This is a genomic window from Pseudomonas sp. NBRC 111143, assembly GCF_001320965.1.
In the GTDB taxonomy this organism is placed as follows: domain Bacteria; phylum Pseudomonadota; class Gammaproteobacteria; order Pseudomonadales; family Pseudomonadaceae; genus Aquipseudomonas; species Aquipseudomonas machongensis.
On sequence record NZ_BCBT01000012.1, the window covers coordinates 61729 to 78225 of the forward strand.

The following is a 16497-nucleotide window of genomic DNA, read 5'->3' on the forward strand; positions in this document are numbered from 1 at the left end:
CTGGCGCTCGTTCCTTCGGAAGACTCCTTGCCAGCAGAGGCTGCCGATGACCTCCTTCCTGTCGCGCCTGATACGCCCGCATCGCGCCAGCGCCTACCGGATCTTCGATGTCGAACTCAAGACCATCGTGCCCCTGAGCCCTTCGCTGTGTCGCTTCGTCTTCACCGGCGAAGACATCGGGCAGATGACCACCCTGGCGCCGGACCAGCGCATCAAGCTGTTCTTCCCCTCCCCTGACGGCCAGCCGCCACGACTCCCCCAGCACGAGAAATGGCAGCAGGCGAGGCGCGACCTGCCACCGGAGCAAACGCCCCCCATGCGCACTTACACGCTGCGCGCCCTGCGACGCGCGCAGCGGGAGGTGGAGGTGGATTTCGTCCTGCATGGGATCAATGGCCCCGCCTCGGCCTGGGCGACCCATGCGCGTCCCGGTAATCGGCTGCAGATGGTTGCACCGAACCTCGCCTATGACGGCGACCCCGGCGGTTATGAGTGGAAGCCCCCACGCGAGGCACGGCAAATTCTGCTGGTAGGCGACGAGACCGCGCTGCCGGCGATCGCCGGGGCGCTCGAACAGTTGGCCGACAACCGCCCGCACCTGGCGGTCGAAGCCTTTATCGAGGTTCCCCTGGAACTCGACTGCCTTGATCTGCGCCATGGCCCGGCCACCCGGGTGCACTGGCTGCCCCGCGACGTGCTGGCCTGCGATCACGGCCAAGGCATGCTGCACGTGATACACGAACTTGCCACGCTGCCGAACGCGACAGCGCCCCGCAACGCCGAGCTCGAGGAGGTCGACATCGACCAGCGCCTCTGGGAGCTGGCCAGCGACCAGGCCGCCGCCTTTCACGCCTGGATCGCCGGCGAGTCAGCGACGGTGATGGAGATCCGCCGCTACCTGATCAAAGAGCGTGGCCTGGCACGCGACAGCCTGACGCTGATGGGCTACTGGCGGGCCGGACGCACCCTGGAATAGCGGCGACCGAATAGCGACGACCAGGATCGCACCCGCCCTATTTCCGGGCCCACCCACCAAAACCGCTGTCGCACATCTGTAAATCGATGTCATGACAGCGGATTCCGCCGTCGCTCCGCCGTTAACGACCGAATCCGGTCTCCAGCACCCGCACAAACGACACAAAAAACCCCTCTGCCTCGCGCATCCTGACCCCGACTCCAGAGTCACGGACAGACCTACGCACTTGCGCCGCCCTACAACCAATAACAACACCCAGGGACCACACCTATGCTCTCCATGCGAAAACGCTTCGGCGTTCTGCTGTTCTCGCTGTGTGCCACTGCCGTCCAGGCCAAGGAATGGACAGAAATCCGCTTCGGCGTCTTCCCCGAATACCCACCCTTCGAATCCGTCGCCGCCGATGGCAGCCTGCAAGGCTTCGACATCGAGCTGGGCAATGCCATCTGCGCCAAGCTGCAGGTCAAGTGCACCTGGGTGCACAACGAGTTCGACGGCATGATCCCGGCGCTGCGTGCGCGCAAGTTCGACGCCATCATGTCATCGATGGCGGTCACGCCCGCGCGCCTGAAGCAGATCGATTTCACCGACCGTCTGTTCCTCAGCCCCACCTCCGTAGTGGCGCGCAAGTCCGCCACCTTCGGCGACACCTCCGAGTCGCTCAAGGGCAAGCAGGTCGGCGTACTGCAAGGTTCCCTGCAGGAGGCCTATGCCCGCGCCGTGCTGACTCCGCTCGGCGCGCAGGTCAAGGCCTACCAGTCCCAGGACCAGAACTACGCCGACCTGCAGAACGGTCGTCTCGACGCTACCGTCACCGACCGCCTCGAAGCCCAGCTGAATTTCCTCTCCAAGCCTGAGGGCGCCGATTTCAAGAGCGGCCCGGCGATCAAGGACCCAAGCCTGCCGCTGGACATCGCCATGGGCCTGCGCAAGACAGACCCGGAGCTCAAGGCCCTGCTCGACAAGGGTATCGCGGCGATCCACGCCGATGGCACCTACGCCGAAATCCAGAAGAAGTACGTGGGCGACCTGGACATCTACAACGAGTGATCGTCGCTGCCAGCGCTGGCCCCGACTTGCCCGCGAAGCGGCCAGCGCCGACAGCTTCGATCCCCAAGCCATCCCGTCGCACGAGACCCCTCTCATGAACGACTTGCTTTCTCTGCAAGGCTTCGGCCCGTTGCTGGCCCAAGGCACCTGGATGACCCTGAAGCTGGCATTCCTGTCGTTGCTGCTCAGCCTGCTGCTCGGCCTGGTCGGCGCCAGCGCCAAGCTATCGCACTCCAAGCTGCTGCGTATCCCGGCCACCCTCTACACCACACTGATCCGCAGCGTCCCGGACCTGGTGCTGATCCTGTTGCTGTTCTACAGCATGCAGATCTGGCTCAACGACCTCACCGAAGCACTGGGTTGGGACTACGTGGAGATCGACCCCTTCGGCGCCGGCGTGCTGACCCTGGGCTTCATCTACGGCGCCTACTTCACCGAGAACTTCCGCGGCGCGATCCTCAGTGTGCCCGCCGGTCAACTGGAGGCAGCCACCGCCTACGGCCTGAGCCGTGCCCAGCGCTTTCGCCTGGTGCTGTTCCCGCAACTGATGCGTTTCGCCCTGCCAGGCCTTGGCAACAACTGGCTGGTGTTGCTCAAGTCCACTGCACTGGTGTCGATCATCGGCCTGGCCGACCTGGTCAAGGCCGCGCAGAACGCCGGCAAGACCACCAACGACATGCTGTTCTTCCTGTGCCTGGCCGGGTTGGTCTACCTGCTGATCACCACCCTTTCCAATCGTCTGTTCAAGCACCTTGAGCGGCGCTACAACACCGGCGTGCGGGGACTGGCACGATGATCGAACTCCTTCAGCAATACGGCATCGCCTATCTGTACAACGATGGCAGTGGCCTGTCGGGCCTGGCCATGACGCTGTGGTTGTTCCTGGCGAGCATGGTCCTGGGTTTCGTCCTTTCGCTACCCCTGGCGCTGGCGCGGGTGTCGCGCCACAGCTGGCTGCGCGTGCCGGTGCAGGTGTACACCTTCGTGTTCCGCGGCACACCGCTCTATATCCAGTTGCTGATCTGCTACACAGGCCTCTACAGCCTGGAGGTGGTGCGCGAACACGCGCTGCTCGACCAGTTCTTGCGCAACGCACTCAACTGCACCCTGCTGGCGTTCGTGCTCAACACCTGCGCCTACACCGTGGAGATCTTCGCCGGGGCGATCCGCAACCTGCCCGCCGGCGAACTGGAGGCGGCCCAGGCCTATGGCCTGCGCGGCTGGAAGCTGAACCTGTTTCTGGTACTGCCGGCGGCCCTGCGCCGCTCGCTGCCGGCCTACAGCAACGAGCTGATCCTCATGCTGCATGCCACCTCGCTGGCCTTCACCGCCACCGTCGCCGACATCCTCAAGGTGGCGCGCGACGCCAACGCCGCGACCTTCCTGACCTTCCAGGCTTTCGGCGTGGCTGCGCTGCTGTACATGTTGCTGTCCTTCGCCCTGGTCGGCTTGTTCCGACTCGCCGAGCGCCGCTGGATGCGCTTCCTTGATCCCGTACGAGGCTGATTCCATGACCGCCACCGCACTGCCTTTGAACTTCGAACACGCGCCCTCCACCCAGGCCCATGCGAGCGCGATCAAGCTCAGCGTCGACGGCCTGCACAAGCACTACGGCGAGCACCAGGTGCTCAAGGGCGTATCGCTGCAAGCCCGCAAGGGCGACGTGATCAGCCTGATCGGCGCGAGTGGCTCGGGCAAGAGCACCTTCCTGCGCTGCATCAACTTCCTCGAACAGCCCGATGCCGGCAGCATCACCCTCGACGGCCAGACCCTGCAGATCCGCCCCGGCACCCGCACGCCGCCACCTGCACAACTGCAGAACCTGCGCACACGCCTGGCGATGGTGTTCCAGCATTTCAACCTGTGGAGCCACCTGACCGTGCTGGAAAACATCTGCCTGGCGCCGCGCAAGGTACTGGGCATCAGTGCCGCCGAGGCCCAGGCGCGAGCGCGCACCTATCTGGACAAGGTCGGCCTGCCTGCGCGCGCCGCCGAGCAATACCCTGCATTCCTCTCCGGCGGCCAACAGCAGCGGGTGGCGATCGCCCGCGCACTGGCCATGGAGCCGGAGATCATCCTGTTCGACGAACCGACCTCGGCGCTCGACCCCGAGCTGGTCGGCGAGGTGCTCAAGGTGATACAGACGCTCGCCGAGGAAGGACGTACCATGCTGATGGTCACCCACGAGATGGGCTTTGCCCGCCAGGTGTCCAGCCAGGTGCTGTTCCTGCACCAGGGACTGGTGGAGGAGCACGGCAGTGCCGACATCCTCGACCACCCGCAGAGCCCACGCCTGCAACAGTTTCTCTCAAACCGTTTGAAGTGAAGTCACGCCGTATGGATAGCAAGGCCACCCGCTCCCCCGCCAACCCGCCGCTGGATCGCATCGATGAAGCGATCATCGATGTGCTGCGCCACCACGGCAGGATCACCTACGAGAAGCTCTCGACCCTCGTGCACCTGACGCCCAGGCCTTGCCTTGAGCGGGTGCGCAAGCTGGAGCGACGAGGTGTGATCCGCGGCTACGGTGCGATCATCGACTTGCAGCAGGTGTCGCCTGGCCTGTCGCTGCTGGTCCTGGTGGCCTTGTCCAATCAGAGCGGGCGTTCCGCCCAGCGCGCCTTCGAGGCCACCGTGCGGGCCTGCCCGCAGGTCTATGAATGCCAACTGATCAGCGGCCATTTCGACTACAGCCTGCGCATGCGCTGCCGCGACATGGAGCACTACCGGGTGCTGACCGAAGCCTGGATGAACGACGACGAACTGCATATCGACAAGCTGGTCGCCCACCCGGAACTGGCGTCGGTCAAGAGCCTCGCACCACAAGCCTGACCCCTTCAAGATCCCCCATTCGCTGATATCGGGCCGCCTGTCGGCCCGGTATCCAGCGACGCCGCACCCGTAAAAATTTATTTTCCCCTCCAACACCCCACGCAGAGCGCCTGGAGTGCACCAGCCTGCAACTGGTCAGACCGGTAAGTCCAAAAGCCCTTGCCAAGCTCGGAAATTCGCGCTTACATTTACCCCGCACTGGACAAACCGGTAAGACCACAATAATTAAGTCCTGCGCTCTTTCGCCCGCCATCCCCTGGCGTGCATCGAAGCAGGGACACCGAATCAGAGATCCCTCCCATGCTCAAATGGTGCTCGCGTTCGATCTTCCTCCAAGTTGTCCTGGGCCTAGCCCTGGGCGTTATCTGCGGTCTCAGCTTTCCCGAAGTTTCCCTGCAGCTCAAACCCCTCGGTGACGGCTTCATCAAGCTGATCAAGATGCTCATCGGCATCATCGTGTTCTGCGTGGTGGTCAGTGGCATCTCCGGCGCGGGCGACCTGAAGAAGGTCGGACGCATCGGCCTGAAGTCGGTGATCTACTTCGAAATCCTCACCACCATCGCCCTGGTCATCGGCCTGGTGCTGGCCTTCTCCACCGGCATTGGTCAAGGTGCCAACATCCACCTCGACCAGCTCTCCAGCGCCGATGCCGGCGCCCTGGCCGATCGCGGTGCGCACATCCACGGCGCCACGGCGTTCTTCATGGAGCTGATCCCGACCTCGGTGATCGGTGCCTTCGCCGACAACAACATCCTCCAGGTCCTGCTGTTCGCCGTGCTGTTCGGCAGTGCACTGAATCTGGTCGGCGAGTCGGCCTCGGGCATCTCGCGCCTGATCAACGAACTCAGCCATGTGATCTTCCGCATCATGGGCATGATCGTGCGCCTGGCGCCGATCGGCGTGTTCGGCGCCATCGCCTTCACCACCAGCAAGTACGGCCTGGAATCGCTGCAGCACCTGGGCGGGCTGGTGGCGCTGTTCTACATCACCTGTGCAGGCTTCGTGCTGCTGATCCTGGGCACGGTAATGCGCGTGTCGGGCCTGAAGCTGATCCCGTTCATCAAGTACCTGCGCGAGGAACTGACCATCGTCCTCGGCACCGCCTCCTCCGACGCCGTACTGCCACAGGTGATGCGCAAGCTCGAACACCTGGGGATCGGCAGTTCCACCGTGGGACTGGTGATTCCGACCGGCTACTCGTTCAACCTGGACGGTTTCTCGATCTACCTCACCCTGGCCATCGTGTTCATCGCCAACGCCACCGGCACGCCACTGGCCATGACCGACCTGCTGACCATCCTGCTGGTGTCGCTGGTCACCTCCAAGGGCGCCCACGGCATCCCGGGCTCGGCGCTGGTGATCCTGGCCGCCACCCTGACCGCCGTGCCGGCGATCCCGGTGGTCGGCCTGGTGCTGGTGCTGGCCGTGGACTGGTTCATGGGCATCGGCCGGGCACTGACCAACCTGATCGGCAACTGTGTCGCCACCGTGGCCATCGCCCGTTGGGAGAAGGACATCGACATGGAGCGCGCCAACAACGTGCTGGCCGGCAAGCCCGGCTTCGCACCGGTAGCGCGCAAACCGGGCCAGGCCCATCAGCAGGAATTCTGACCGTGCCAGGGCCGGCGTTCAGCGCCGGCCCACAGGCGCCAAGACTCAGGTTTCAATCAGGGAGCGAACCGTGATCAGCTCATCGACCGTCGTCAACTCCGTGGTGGAAAAGCTGCGCAAGGCCCTGGCCCGCGGCCAGTGGCGCAGCGGCGAAATGCTGCCAGGCCAGCGCGAGCTGGCCGAACAATTGGGCATCAGCCGCCCCAGCCTGCGTGAAGCGGTGACCGTACTGGAAACCCTCGGACTGGTGCGTTCGATGCCTGGCAAAGGTGTGCTGGTGCTGGAGGCCGACGCCACGCTGGTACAAAGCACCGATAGCGTCGGCGCTGCCAGCCTGGCCGATGTGCTGGAGCTGCGCTACACCCTCGAGCCCTTCATCGCCGGGCTGGTCGCGCAATCGGCGGGCAACCAGGACATCGGCCAGCTGCGCCTGACCCTGATGGACCTGCGCGAAGCCGTTGACGCCTGCGACAGCGAGGCAGGCGTAGCCGCCTACATCGCCTTCCACGAGGCGCTGTTCGCGCTGACCACCAACCCGATCTTCCAGAGCGTGGTGCAGCAGACCAGCAACGCGCTCAAGCAGAGCGCGGCCATGCTGCGCGACTCCCCTGAACACCTGGCCGCACGGCTCGACGAGAACGAGGCAGTGGTGCGCGCCATCCGCGCACGCAACAGCGCCCAGGCCAGCGCCCAGATGCGCCGGCACATCCTCGCCGAGGGCCAGCGCATGGGCATCGAACTGAACATCCCGGACGACCATCCGGACCCGCATCTTTGACGTCAGGAGAGCGATCATGACCGCCTTCGCCCACGCCGACCCGTGCCTGCCCCAGTTGATCAAGACTGGCGAAGGCCGCCTGGGAGCCGAACAGATCTACCCGCGCCTGTTCGACGCCATCCTCGAACAGCGCCTGCCACCTGGCAGCGCCCTGCCCGAGCAAGCGCTGGGCAATGCCTTCGGCGTCAGCCGCACAGTGATCCGCCGGGTGCTCGGGCGCCTGGCCGACCAGCAGGTAGTGGTGCAACGCCCCAGCCACACCGCACACCTGGCCGCGCCCGATCCACAGCAGGCGCGCCAGGTGCTCAGTGCACGGCGCCTGGCTGAAACCACACTGATCGGCCTGGCCACCCAGCGCGCGCGTCCGGGGCAGATCCGCCAACTGCGCCAACTGGTCGAGCGCGAGCGCCTGCACCACGAACGCGGCGAGCGCTGCACGGCCATCCGTCTGGGCGGCGAATTCCACCTCAAGCTGGCGCAGATGGCCAACAACGCACCCTTGGCGCGCTTTCTCAACGGCCTGGTGCCGATGACCTCGCTGATCATCGCCCGCTACGAGTCGCCCTGCTGCGAGCACTGCGCCTGGGAAGAGCACGCGGCAATCATCGACGCGGTGGAAGATGGCGACAGCACCGCGGCGCTGGCGTTGATGCACCAGCACCTGGACCGCCTCGAAGCCAAGCTCGACCTCGATCAGAGCGTGCGCGCGTAACGTTTGCGGTAGTCCGCCGGGGTGACCCCGACATGCCGCACGAAGGCGCGGCGCAGGGTGTCGACATTGGCGAAGCCACACAGGGCGGCCACCTGCTTGGGCGGCTCGCGTCCGCCCTCGAGTCGTTCGCGGGCGGCATTGACCCGTGCCAGTTCCACCCAGGCCGCCGGGGTCATGCCCACATCGGCCTGGAACAGCCGGGCGAAGTGCCGCGGGCTGAGACCCGCCCGCTGCGCCAGGCTGGCGATGCTGTGATCCTCGGCCGGATTGGCGGCCACATAGCGCTGCAACCCCTGAAGCACCGAGCGCCCGACCGGCGACGAGGCGCCCTGGCGACTGAACTGCAACTGCCCGCCCGGGCGCTTGAAGTACATCACCAACTGCCCTGCCACCTGCTTGGCGAGCTCTCGCCCCAGGTCCTCCTCCACCAGGCTCAACGCCAGGTCCAGCCCGGACGTCACCCCCGCCGCAGTGCGCACCTTGCCGTCATGGACCTGGATCGCATCGGCGTCCACCTGCACCTCGGGATAGCGCTCGGCCAAGGCCTCGGCGACCGCCCAGTGCGTGGTGATGCGTCGGCCATCGAGCAGGCCGGCAGCGGCCAGGGCGAAGGCGCCGGTGCAGACCGATCCGTAGCGTCGGCAACTGGCGGCGCGCCCACGCAGCCAGTCGAGGATGCCGCTGCGCAGGTGCTGGCTGGCCGCCTGTGGCGTACCGGCGATCAGCAGGGTGTCGATGGGCTCGTGGGTGTCGCCGATCCAGCCATCGGGCAGCAGGCGTGCGCCGGACGAACTGACCAGTGGGCCGGGTTCGCAGGCCAGCAGGCGCAGGCGATAGACCTCGCGACCGGCCTGGCGGTTGGCCTCGGCGAAGACATCGAGCGGGCCGCTGGCATCGAGCAACTGGACGCCGGGCATGGCAAGGATGGCGAGGGTCAGCGAGGGCATCTGGAGATCCTGTAGGCGCGCAAAAGGGTGAGTAGCGACAGCATAAAACCCCGGCCGAACCCGTGCGCAGGCCATGTCTGTCGCAGACCGACAATGGCAGGATATGACGCATAACGTCAATTGAGGACAATCACTCGCCCCGCCACACTGACTCCACCACCACACCAGGAGTCACCCATGTCCACCTCCATCGCCGGTATCCAGGTGCCTGACAGCGCCATGGCCCGTGAAATCACCGAACTGGTCCGCGACACCGCCTCGCCGCTGCTGTTCCACCACTCCAGCCGGGTGTTCTACTTCGCCGCCCTGGCCGGCAAGCGCCTGGGTCTGAAGTTCGACAGCGAACTGCTGTACTGCGGCTGCATGTTCCACGATATGGGCCTGACCCATCAGCACAGCAGCGACTGCTGCCGCTTCGAGGTCGACGGCGCCAACGCCGCCCGCGACTTCCTCAAGGGCCATGGCATCGCCGAACGCGACATCGAGCGGGTCTGGACCGCCATCGCCCTGCACACCACACCGGGTATTCCCGAGTTCATGCACCCGCTGATCGCACTGGTGACCGCCGGTGTCGAGACCGACGTCCTCGGCCTGCACCACGAGGGGCTGAGCGCCACCGAGCGCGACGCCGTGGTCCAGGCCCACCCTCGCGGCGAGCAGTTCAAGGAAGCGATCATCCAGGCCTTCTACGATGGCATCCGCCACAAGCCGCAGACCACCTTCGGCAACGTCAAGGGCGATGTCATCGCCGACAAGGAACCGGGTTTCCATCCCGGCAACTTCTGCAGCGTGATCCGCCAGTCCTGCTGGCCGAGCTGAGGCCTCGCTGGCCAAGGCTTGCCGGGCGCCTTACCATGCGCCCGGCAATTACACGCCAGGAGGTCTTATGCAACACACCATCGCGCCAGTCGGCGCAGAGCAGTTCGAGCGACTGACCGAACTGTGGGAAGCCTCGGTGCGGGCTACGCACGATTTTCTTCCCGAAGGCTACATCGAACGCCTGCGCCCGCTGGTACGCGACCAGTACCTGGGCTTCGTCCAGCTGCGCGCCGCGTACGATGAACAGGGGCAGATCCTCGGCTTCGCCGGGGTACACGAGGGCAAGCTGGAGATGCTCTTCGTCGATCCGATCTACCGCGGCCAGGGCATCGGTAAGGCGCTGTTGGCTGACGTCGTCGCCGAACTGGGCGTGCGCGAGGTCGATGTCAACGAACAGAACCCGCAGGCCGTGGGTTTCTACCTCAGCCAGGGCTTCGTCCAGACCGGACGCAGCGAAGTCGATGGCCAGGGCGATCCGTACCCGCTGCTGCATCTGAAACGCGAGGGCTGAACATGGCTTTCGCACTGCAAAAAGGGGCCGCTCTGCGGCCCTTCCCGCTCCTATAATCAGAAGACTTCATCCAGCCTCTACCCAGGGAGGCTACCAGCGTGAATCCGCGCATTCCCCTCTTGCTGCTGTGCCTGCTGCTGGCCCTGGCTGGCTGTGCCGGCAAACGCACCTCACCCGCCCCGCCCCCGGCCACGCTCACCCCCGCCCTCTGGCAACAGATCGACCAGGACCTGATTAGCGCCTCGGTTGCCGCCACCGGCTCGGCCAGCGACTATGCCCGTCGCTCGATGCGGGTCTGGCGCGAACAGGTGCAGCAACGCACCGAAAGCGACTTCATCCCCTGGTTCACCGGCTATTGGACCCAGCAGTGGCTGACCCTCAAGGTTGCCTGGTACAAGATGAACAGCGGCAACGGCAGTGACCCGCCAGAAAAACGCCTGGCGCTCTACCTCCAGACGCAGTACCACGAACGGGTGATCGAACCGGTCGCCGAGCAGATCAACCCCGAAGGCATCCGCGACCGCGCCAGCGCGCTGTACCTGGAACTGTTCGCCAAGCAGTTGCCGACAATCATCCAACGCTACAACGCCCCGCCCGATCAGGTCAGCCAGCGTCTGAATCACCTTGCGGCCATCGCCCTGGGCCCGCCCGCGACCAGGGATGCGACGCTCTACCAACTGCTGCGCGCCCAGTCACTGGACCAGCAGCCCGCCTGGCAAGCGCTGCGCCAGCACCTGCACGACCAGGCTGCCAAGGCTCCCGGGCAAACCGAGGTGGGGCTGTCGTCGGTAGCCACCCGCGCCAGCGAAAAACTCGGCGCCACCCTGGCCCCGCGCGGCATCGCCAGCGCAGTGGCAGCCGCAGTAGGCAAGGCCGCCGGGGCGATGATCTCGGTGGCGGTGGCCGGTTTCGGCATGATGACCCATGACCGCGAACAACCGCAGATGGTCGAGCAACTGCGGGTGATCCTCAACGTGGCGCTGAACGAGGAATGGCGCGAGCTGATGGAAAACCGCCAGAGCGGTGCGCTCTCGGGGGTGTACTACCTGTCGGGGCAGGTCGAGGATGGCTTGCTGTCGGGTGCTGGCCGGCCCTGACGCCTCAGGCCACTGCCATGGCCGAGGTCGGCAGGCCGAAGATGCGGTCGAACGCCCAGTTGTAGGCGAAGGTGTAGCACGGCACCAGCACGATGAACGCCAGGTCCACCACGAACGCTTCGACCAGGCTCATGTCCAGCCACCAGGCAATCAGCGGAATCAGGTACAGCACCAGCGTCAGCTGGAAGCCCACCGCGTGCGCCACACGACGTGCCAGGCTGCGCCCACGCTTGGCCTGACGGCTTTCCCAGTGTTCGAACAGGCTGTTGTAGACCAGGTTCCAGAACATGGCGATGGTGGTGATCATTACCGCCAGGGGGCCGGTGTGCGAGGCCGGGGTATCGGAGAGATAGGCCAGCCCCAGGGTCGACATGCCCAGGCCGATCAGTTCATAGAAGGTCACGTAAACCAGTTTGCGCTTGACGCCTTGCACCGTGGTTACCTCGGAATGCAGTGAATGAAGGCGACGAGAGTGAATCAATATTCTTGACAGAAAAAGTCAGCACCTTTCAGATTGACTGAAAGGAGAACCGCATGAACTTTTCCAGCGACAACATCCAACTGTTCCTCGCCGTGCTCGACCGCGGCTCGTTCTCCGCTGCCGCACGGGTGCTGGGGCGAGTGCCATCGGCGGTGAGCATGGCCATCGGCAATCTCGAGGCCGAACTCGGCTACGCACTGTTCGAGCGCGGAGCGCGCGAGGTCCGCGCCACAGACCGCGCCCGCGCTCTGGAGCCGCACGCACGGCTGATCGCCGAGCAACTGGGGTTACTGCAAGTGCATGCGCTTGAACTGTCGCGAGGGCTGGAAAGCAGCCTGGCGATCGCCGTGGTGCCGGACATCGACCCGCGTCCGCTGCTGGCCGCCATTGCGCGGCTGGGCGAACGCTATCCGCTGCTCGACATCGAACTGCTCAGCGCACCGCAGGAGGACGCCCTGCACCTGCTGGACAGCGGCCGCGTCGGGCTGTGCCTGGCCTTTGCCGGGTTGCAGGTCGATCCGCAGCGCAGCTTCCAGCACCTGGGCAGCGAGTCGCTGGTGGCAGCCTTGTCGCCCAACCATCCTGCCCTGCGCCAGGGGCGCATCCGCGACCTCGAAGACCTGGTCAGCCTCCGTCAGATCCTAGTACACAGCCGCGACCTGCCGCTGCGCGACACCCGCTCGCTGATCGGCACCACGCACTGGCGTACCGACAGCGTCGACCTGGCCCTGCAGATGGTCGAAGCAGGCCTCGGCTGGGGCGACCTGCCGGCAACGCGGGTCGCACCCTTGGTGGAAGCCGGGCGGCTGGTGCGCCTGGCGTTTCGCAACACCCGCAACGAACTCCAGTTGCCGGTGCATGCGCTGTGGCTCAAGCAACAGCCCCTCGGGCAAGCCGCGCGGGCGCTGGTGGAGCTGCTGGCGACCGATTGATCCGCACATGGCCGCTCGTCGGCCAGAACAACGTCTAACTCAACCTTTTGACCGACAGGCCGATAGCGATCCCGACAGGCGTCGCTACGCGCCAAAAGTGCACGGCGGCCTCCCCAGCATCGGCTCAAGGTCTCGAAACATGAACCTGAAGTTCCGCCACAAGATCCTCCTCAGCGCCTGCGGTGTCGTGGTATTGGCATTCGCATTGTTCACCCTCTACAACGACTACCTGCAGCGCAACACCATCCGCCAGAACATCGAATCCTCGGTCCAGCAGGCCGGCGCGCTCACCGCCAGCAGCGTGCAGAACTGGATGGGCGGACGCATCCTGATCCTGGAGAACCTCGCCCAGGACATCGCCCAGCAAGGCACCGGCAGTCAGGTCGCGGGGCTGGTCGACCAACCCTCATACACCAGCAACTTCCAGTTCACCTACTTCGGCCAGAACACCGGGCTGTTCACCCAGCGCCCCGACGCACAGATGCCCGAAGGCTACGACCCGCGCAAACGCCCTTGGTACACCGCTGCGGTGAGCGCCAACCAGACCCTGCTGACACCGCCCTACCAGGCATCGGTAGGCGGCCTGGTGGTGACCATCGCCATACCGGTCAAGGCCCGCAACAATGGCGAGCTCCTCGGAGTTGTCGGTGGCGACCTGAGCCTGGACAGCCTGGTCGACATCATCAACGCGGTGGACTTCGGCGGTATCGGCCATGCCTTCCTGGTCGACCGTGAAGGCCAGGTAATCGTCAGCCCCGACAAGGACCAGCTGATGAAGAACCTCAAGGACATCTACCCCGGCAGCGGCCTGCGGGTCGAGCCGGGCATGCAGGACGTGACCCTCGGCGGCGAAGAGCGGATCGTCTCCTTCACCCAGGTCAAGGGGCTACCCTCGGCGCAGTGGTACATCGGCCTGTCCATCGACAAAGACAAGGCCTACGCCGCCCTCGGCCAGTTCCGCAGTTCGGCCATCATCGCCATGATCATTGCCGTGGCCGCCATCGCTGCCGTGCTCGGCCTGCTGATCCCACTGCTGATGCGCCCGCTGACCACCATGGGCCGCGCCATGCACGATATCGCCGAAGGCGAAGGCGACCTCACCCGTCGCTTGCAGGTGCAGCACAAGGACGAGTTCGGCGAACTGGCCACTGCCTTCAACCGCTTCGTCGAGCGTATCCATGCCTCGATCAGCGAAGTGGCCTCGGCCACGCGGCAGGTGCACGACCTGTCCGAACAGGTGATGAGTGCTTCCAACGCCTCGATCAACGGCTCCGAGGAACAAAGCCTGCGTACCAACAGCGTGGCGGCAGCGATCAATCAGCTCGGCGCCGCCACCCAGGAAATCGCACGCAATGCCGCCGATGCCTCGCAGCACGCCAGCGGCGCCAGCGATCAGGCCAACGACGGGCGCCAGGTGGTGGAGGATGCGATCAACGCCATGACCGCGCTGTCGCACAAGATCAGCGAGTCGTGCGAGCAGATCGAAACCCTCAACGCCAGCACCGACGAGATCGGCAAGATCCTCGACGTGATCAAGGGCATCTCCCAGCAGACCAACCTGCTGGCGCTCAACGCCGCCATCGAAGCCGCGCGCGCCGGGGAAGCGGGCCGAGGCTTCGCCGTGGTCGCCGACGAGGTGCGCAACCTGGCACACCGCACCCAGGAGTCGGCCGAAGAGATCCACCGCATGATCACCAGCCTGCAGGTTGGCTCGCGCGAGGCGGTGCACACCATGAACGCCAGCCAGGTCTCCAGCGAGCAGACCGTGCAGGTGGCCAACCAGGCGGGCGAGCGCCTGGCCAGCGTGACCCTGCGCATCGGCGAGATCGATGGCATGAACCAGTCGGTGGCCACGGCGACCGAGGAGCAGAGCGCGGTGGTCGAGAGCTTGAACCTGGATATCACCCAGATCAACGCACTCAACCAGCAAGGGGTGCAGAACCTCAACGAAACCCTGCGCCACTGCGATGCGCTGACCCAACAGGCGGGACGTTTGAAGCAGTTGGTGGGCAGTTTCAGGATCTGAAACTGCTTCACTGCACTTGGAGGAGCAGCTGTCTTATTCACAATCTGACAGCCAGCTCAATCCCTGTGGGAGTCACTGTCTTACTCAAAATCTAAAGGTCAGCCCAATCCCCTGTGGGAGTAACTGTCTTATTCAAAATCTACAGGTCAGCCCAATCCCCTGTGGGAGCGGGCTTGCCCCGCGATCACCGGCGCAGCCGGTGCCATGCTCCGCGGTGTTCTTTTCGCGGGCAAGCCCGCTCCTACAGGAGACCTGTCGCGCTGCCGCGTTATAACCTAATAACGAACAATTCTATTTGGCTATAAAGAACAATCTATATCCTGCTGCCATCCGACAACGGGCTAGCGGGCAGATTGAGTAGCGTATGGATGTAGGTTCTTTCGGTTTCACCATTGCCGGGCTGGTCGTGGGCTTCATCGTTGGCATGACCGGCGTCGGCGGCGGTTCGCTGATGACGCCGATCCTGCTGTGGTTCGGCATCAATCCCGCCACCGCCGTGGGCACCGACCTGCTCTACGCGGCAATCACCAAGGCCAGTGGCGTCTGGGTGCATGCACGCAACAAGAACATCGACTGGAAGATCACCGGCTGGCTGAGCCTGGGCAGCGTGCCCGCGGCAGCGCTGACCCTGTGGTTCCTCAGCACCCTGCATGCCGACACCTCGGCACTCAACGCCATCATCAAGCAGGGCCTGGCGGTGGTACTGATCCTTACCGCCCTGGCGATCCTGTTCAAGTCGCGCCTGCAGGCCTTCGCCAGCAAGCATGCAGGCGATCACTACCATCTCAGCGACCGCAGCCTGAACCTCCTCACCGTGATCACCGGTGTAGTGCTCGGGGTCATGGTCACGCTGACCTCGATCGGTGCCGGCGCCCTGGGCACCGTGGCGCTGTTCCTGCTCTACCCGTTCCTGGTGACCCGGCGCCTGGTCGGTACCGAAATCGCCCACGCCGTGCCACTGACCCTGGTCGCGGGCCTGGGCCATGCCGGCATGGGCAACATGGACTGGTCGCTGCTCGGCTACCTGCTGCTCGGCTCGCTGCCGGGCATCTACCTGGGCAGCCACCTCACAGGCCGCATCTCCGATCGTGTGCTGCGTCCCTGCCTGGCGGGCATGCTGCTGCTGATCGGCTACAAGCTGGCCTTCTGATCCCGCCCCTCAGGCCGGGCCCAGGCGCATGCGCCAGACCTCGGTTCGGCTGATTTCGAGCCGTGAGCACGGCGGGATATCGATACGCTGGTAGGCCCCGAGCGAACTGCCGAGCACTTCGACCATCGCGGCGCGCATCACCATCGGGTGCGTGACCGCCCACCAGTCGCCCGGCGTGTCGAATGCCTCCAGCCACTGCGCCACGCGCTTGTGCAGCGCGGCGAAGGACTCTCCACCATGGGGCGCCGCGTCCACGTCGACCTGCCACCACGCCAGGGCTTCGCTCTGCTCGCGCTGCAACTGCTTGAGCGCAACGCCCTGCCAATGCCCCATGTCGCAGTCGGCCAGCGCCGTCTCGAGACGCACCTCGGGGGCGAGCCAGGCGGCGGTTTCACGGGCGCGCAGTTCGGGTGCGCTGAGTACTTGCACTCCGTCGGGCACAGCCTTCAACAGCGGGGCATCGCCCAGTACGGGATCGTCGGCCAGCGCAAATCGCCCGGCTTTCTGGGCGTGGGTCAGGGCATGACAGATCAGGGTCAGACGGACGGCTTTCACCTTGGAGTTTCTCTGGCAAA

18 protein-coding genes and 1 pseudogene are annotated in these 16497 nt (G+C 65.1%); 16 read left to right on the forward strand and 3 right to left on the reverse strand.

Annotated features, from left to right (window positions below; all coding sequences use genetic code 11):
• Positions 1-46 precede the first annotated feature (46 nt).
• From APH44_RS09410 to APH44_RS09450, 9 genes are all read left to right on the forward strand, one after another.
• Entirely contained in the window at positions 47-976 is a 930-nt protein-coding gene (locus APH44_RS09410; protein WP_054892425.1) for a siderophore-interacting protein, read from the forward strand.
• A 270-nt stretch (positions 977-1246) separates the two neighbouring features.
• Positions 1247-2026: an ABC transporter substrate-binding protein gene (locus tag APH44_RS09415; RefSeq protein WP_054892426.1), complete on the forward strand. Its 780-nt coding sequence runs from the start codon at positions 1247-1249 to the stop codon at positions 2024-2026.
• Positions 2027-2120: 94 nt separating this feature from the next.
• A complete protein-coding gene (locus tag APH44_RS09420; RefSeq protein ID WP_054892427.1) occupies positions 2121-2822 on the forward strand; it encodes an ABC transporter permease in 702 nt (233 codons plus the stop codon).
• Positions 2819-3532 carry an ABC transporter permease gene (locus tag APH44_RS09425; RefSeq protein WP_054892428.1) on the forward strand — a complete coding sequence of 238 codons (714 nt, stop codon included), beginning with the start codon at positions 2819-2821 and terminating at the stop codon, positions 3530-3532. Before APH44_RS09420 ends, APH44_RS09425 begins: the two co-directional genes overlap by 4 nt.
• A 4-nt stretch (positions 3533-3536) precedes the next feature.
• Positions 3537-4352, forward strand: coding sequence for an ABC transporter ATP-binding protein (locus APH44_RS09430; protein ID WP_226938276.1), 816 nt, complete (start codon positions 3537-3539; stop codon positions 4350-4352).
• Positions 4353-4363: 11 nt separating this feature from the next.
• Positions 4364-4858, forward strand: a complete 495-nt coding sequence (locus APH44_RS09435) for an Lrp/AsnC family transcriptional regulator (RefSeq protein WP_054892429.1) — start codon at positions 4364-4366, stop codon at positions 4856-4858.
• A 300-nt stretch (positions 4859-5158) separates the two neighbouring features.
• Positions 5159-6469, forward strand: a complete 1311-nt coding sequence (locus tag APH44_RS09440) for a C4-dicarboxylate transporter DctA (protein ID WP_054892430.1) — start codon at positions 5159-5161, stop codon at positions 6467-6469.
• Between the two features lie 70 nt (positions 6470-6539).
• Entirely contained in the window at positions 6540-7247 is a 708-nt protein-coding gene (locus APH44_RS09445) for a FadR/GntR family transcriptional regulator (protein WP_054892431.1), read from the forward strand.
• A 16-nt stretch (positions 7248-7263) separates the two neighbouring features.
• On the forward strand, positions 7264-7959 hold the full coding sequence (locus APH44_RS09450; protein WP_054892432.1) for a GntR family transcriptional regulator: 696 nt from the start codon (positions 7264-7266) through the stop codon (positions 7957-7959).
• Here the strand turns inward: APH44_RS09450 and APH44_RS09455 are convergent.
• Positions 7941-8906, reverse strand: coding sequence for a GlxA family transcriptional regulator (locus tag APH44_RS09455; RefSeq protein ID WP_054892433.1), 966 nt, complete (start codon positions 8904-8906; stop codon positions 7941-7943). The genes APH44_RS09450 and APH44_RS09455 overlap by 19 nt on opposite strands.
• 177 nt (positions 8907-9083) lie before the next feature.
• Here APH44_RS09455 and APH44_RS09460 point away from each other — a divergent pair, with 177 nt between their 5' ends.
• The 3 genes from APH44_RS09460 to APH44_RS09470 all read left to right on the forward strand — a co-directional run bounded on the left by APH44_RS09460 (position 9084) and on the right by APH44_RS09470 (position 11333).
• Entirely contained in the window at positions 9084-9725 is a 642-nt protein-coding gene (locus tag APH44_RS09460; RefSeq protein WP_054892434.1) for an HD domain-containing protein, read from the forward strand.
• A 67-nt stretch (positions 9726-9792) separates the two neighbouring features.
• Positions 9793-10236 (forward strand): GNAT family N-acetyltransferase, encoded by a 444-nt coding sequence (locus APH44_RS09465; RefSeq protein ID WP_054892435.1) that lies wholly within the window; start codon positions 9793-9795, stop codon positions 10234-10236.
• Between the two features lie 98 nt (positions 10237-10334).
• The gene (locus APH44_RS09470; RefSeq protein WP_054892436.1) at positions 10335-11333 is read left to right on the forward strand and encodes a hypothetical protein; all 999 of its coding nucleotides are present in this window, start codon (positions 10335-10337) and stop codon (positions 11331-11333) included.
• 4 nt (positions 11334-11337) lie between these two features.
• On the opposite strand, the gene APH44_RS09475 is transcribed toward APH44_RS09470, so the two are convergent.
• Positions 11338-11766, reverse strand: a complete 429-nt coding sequence (locus tag APH44_RS09475; RefSeq protein ID WP_054892437.1) for a PACE efflux transporter — start codon at positions 11764-11766, stop codon at positions 11338-11340.
• 101 nt (positions 11767-11867) lie between these two features.
• Between APH44_RS09475 and APH44_RS09480 the strand changes: the two genes are divergently transcribed.
• The 4 genes and pseudogenes from APH44_RS09480 (at position 11868) to APH44_RS09490 (ending at position 15922) form a co-directional block, all read left to right on the forward strand.
• Complete coding sequence (locus APH44_RS09480) at positions 11868-12746, forward strand: LysR family transcriptional regulator (protein ID WP_054892438.1); 879 nt, start codon at positions 11868-11870, stop codon at positions 12744-12746.
• A gap of 139 nt (positions 12747-12885) precedes the next feature.
• Positions 12886-13917: pseudogene (locus tag APH44_RS30660) on the forward strand (cache domain-containing protein); the annotation flags it as partial.
• 69 nt (positions 13918-13986) lie between these two features.
• On the forward strand, positions 13987-14772 hold the full coding sequence (locus tag APH44_RS30665; RefSeq protein ID WP_371105616.1) for a methyl-accepting chemotaxis protein: 786 nt from the start codon (positions 13987-13989) through the stop codon (positions 14770-14772).
• Between the two features lie 364 nt (positions 14773-15136).
• The gene (locus tag APH44_RS09490; RefSeq protein ID WP_054892440.1) at positions 15137-15922 is read left to right on the forward strand and encodes a sulfite exporter TauE/SafE family protein; all 786 of its coding nucleotides are present in this window, start codon (positions 15137-15139) and stop codon (positions 15920-15922) included.
• 9 nt (positions 15923-15931) lie between these two features.
• Here the strand turns inward: APH44_RS09490 and APH44_RS09495 are convergent, their stop codons facing one another.
• Positions 15932-16477 carry a histidine phosphatase family protein gene (locus tag APH44_RS09495; protein ID WP_054892441.1) on the reverse strand — a complete coding sequence of 182 codons (546 nt, stop codon included), beginning with the start codon at positions 16475-16477 and terminating at the stop codon, positions 15932-15934.
• Positions 16478-16497: the final 20 nt, after the last annotated feature.

Coding starts and splice junctions, on each gene's coding strand:
- APH44_RS09455 (WP_054892433.1), bottom strand. CDS start 8,906: ATGCCCTCGCTGACCCTCGCCATCCTTGCCATGCCCGGCGTCCAGTTG.
- APH44_RS09450 (WP_054892432.1), top strand. CDS start 7,264: ATGACCGCCTTCGCCCACGCCGACCCGTGCCTGCCCCAGTTGATCAAG.
- APH44_RS30665 (WP_371105616.1), top strand. CDS start 13,987: ATGAGTGCTTCCAACGCCTCGATCAACGGCTCCGAGGAACAAAGCCTG.
- APH44_RS09430 (WP_226938276.1), top strand. CDS start 3,537: ATGACCGCCACCGCACTGCCTTTGAACTTCGAACACGCGCCCTCCACC.
- APH44_RS09480 (WP_054892438.1), top strand. CDS start 11,868: ATGAACTTTTCCAGCGACAACATCCAACTGTTCCTCGCCGTGCTCGAC.
- APH44_RS09425 (WP_054892428.1), top strand. CDS start 2,819: ATGATCGAACTCCTTCAGCAATACGGCATCGCCTATCTGTACAACGAT.
- APH44_RS09410 (WP_054892425.1), top strand. CDS start 47: ATGACCTCCTTCCTGTCGCGCCTGATACGCCCGCATCGCGCCAGCGCC.
- APH44_RS09435 (WP_054892429.1), top strand. CDS start 4,364: ATGGATAGCAAGGCCACCCGCTCCCCCGCCAACCCGCCGCTGGATCGC.
- APH44_RS09420 (WP_054892427.1), top strand. CDS start 2,121: ATGAACGACTTGCTTTCTCTGCAAGGCTTCGGCCCGTTGCTGGCCCAA.
- APH44_RS09490 (WP_054892440.1), top strand. CDS start 15,137: ATGGATGTAGGTTCTTTCGGTTTCACCATTGCCGGGCTGGTCGTGGGC.
- APH44_RS09415 (WP_054892426.1), top strand. CDS start 1,247: ATGCTCTCCATGCGAAAACGCTTCGGCGTTCTGCTGTTCTCGCTGTGT.
- APH44_RS09440 (WP_054892430.1), top strand. CDS start 5,159: ATGCTCAAATGGTGCTCGCGTTCGATCTTCCTCCAAGTTGTCCTGGGC.
- APH44_RS09460 (WP_054892434.1), top strand. CDS start 9,084: ATGTCCACCTCCATCGCCGGTATCCAGGTGCCTGACAGCGCCATGGCC.
- APH44_RS09465 (WP_054892435.1), top strand. CDS start 9,793: ATGCAACACACCATCGCGCCAGTCGGCGCAGAGCAGTTCGAGCGACTG.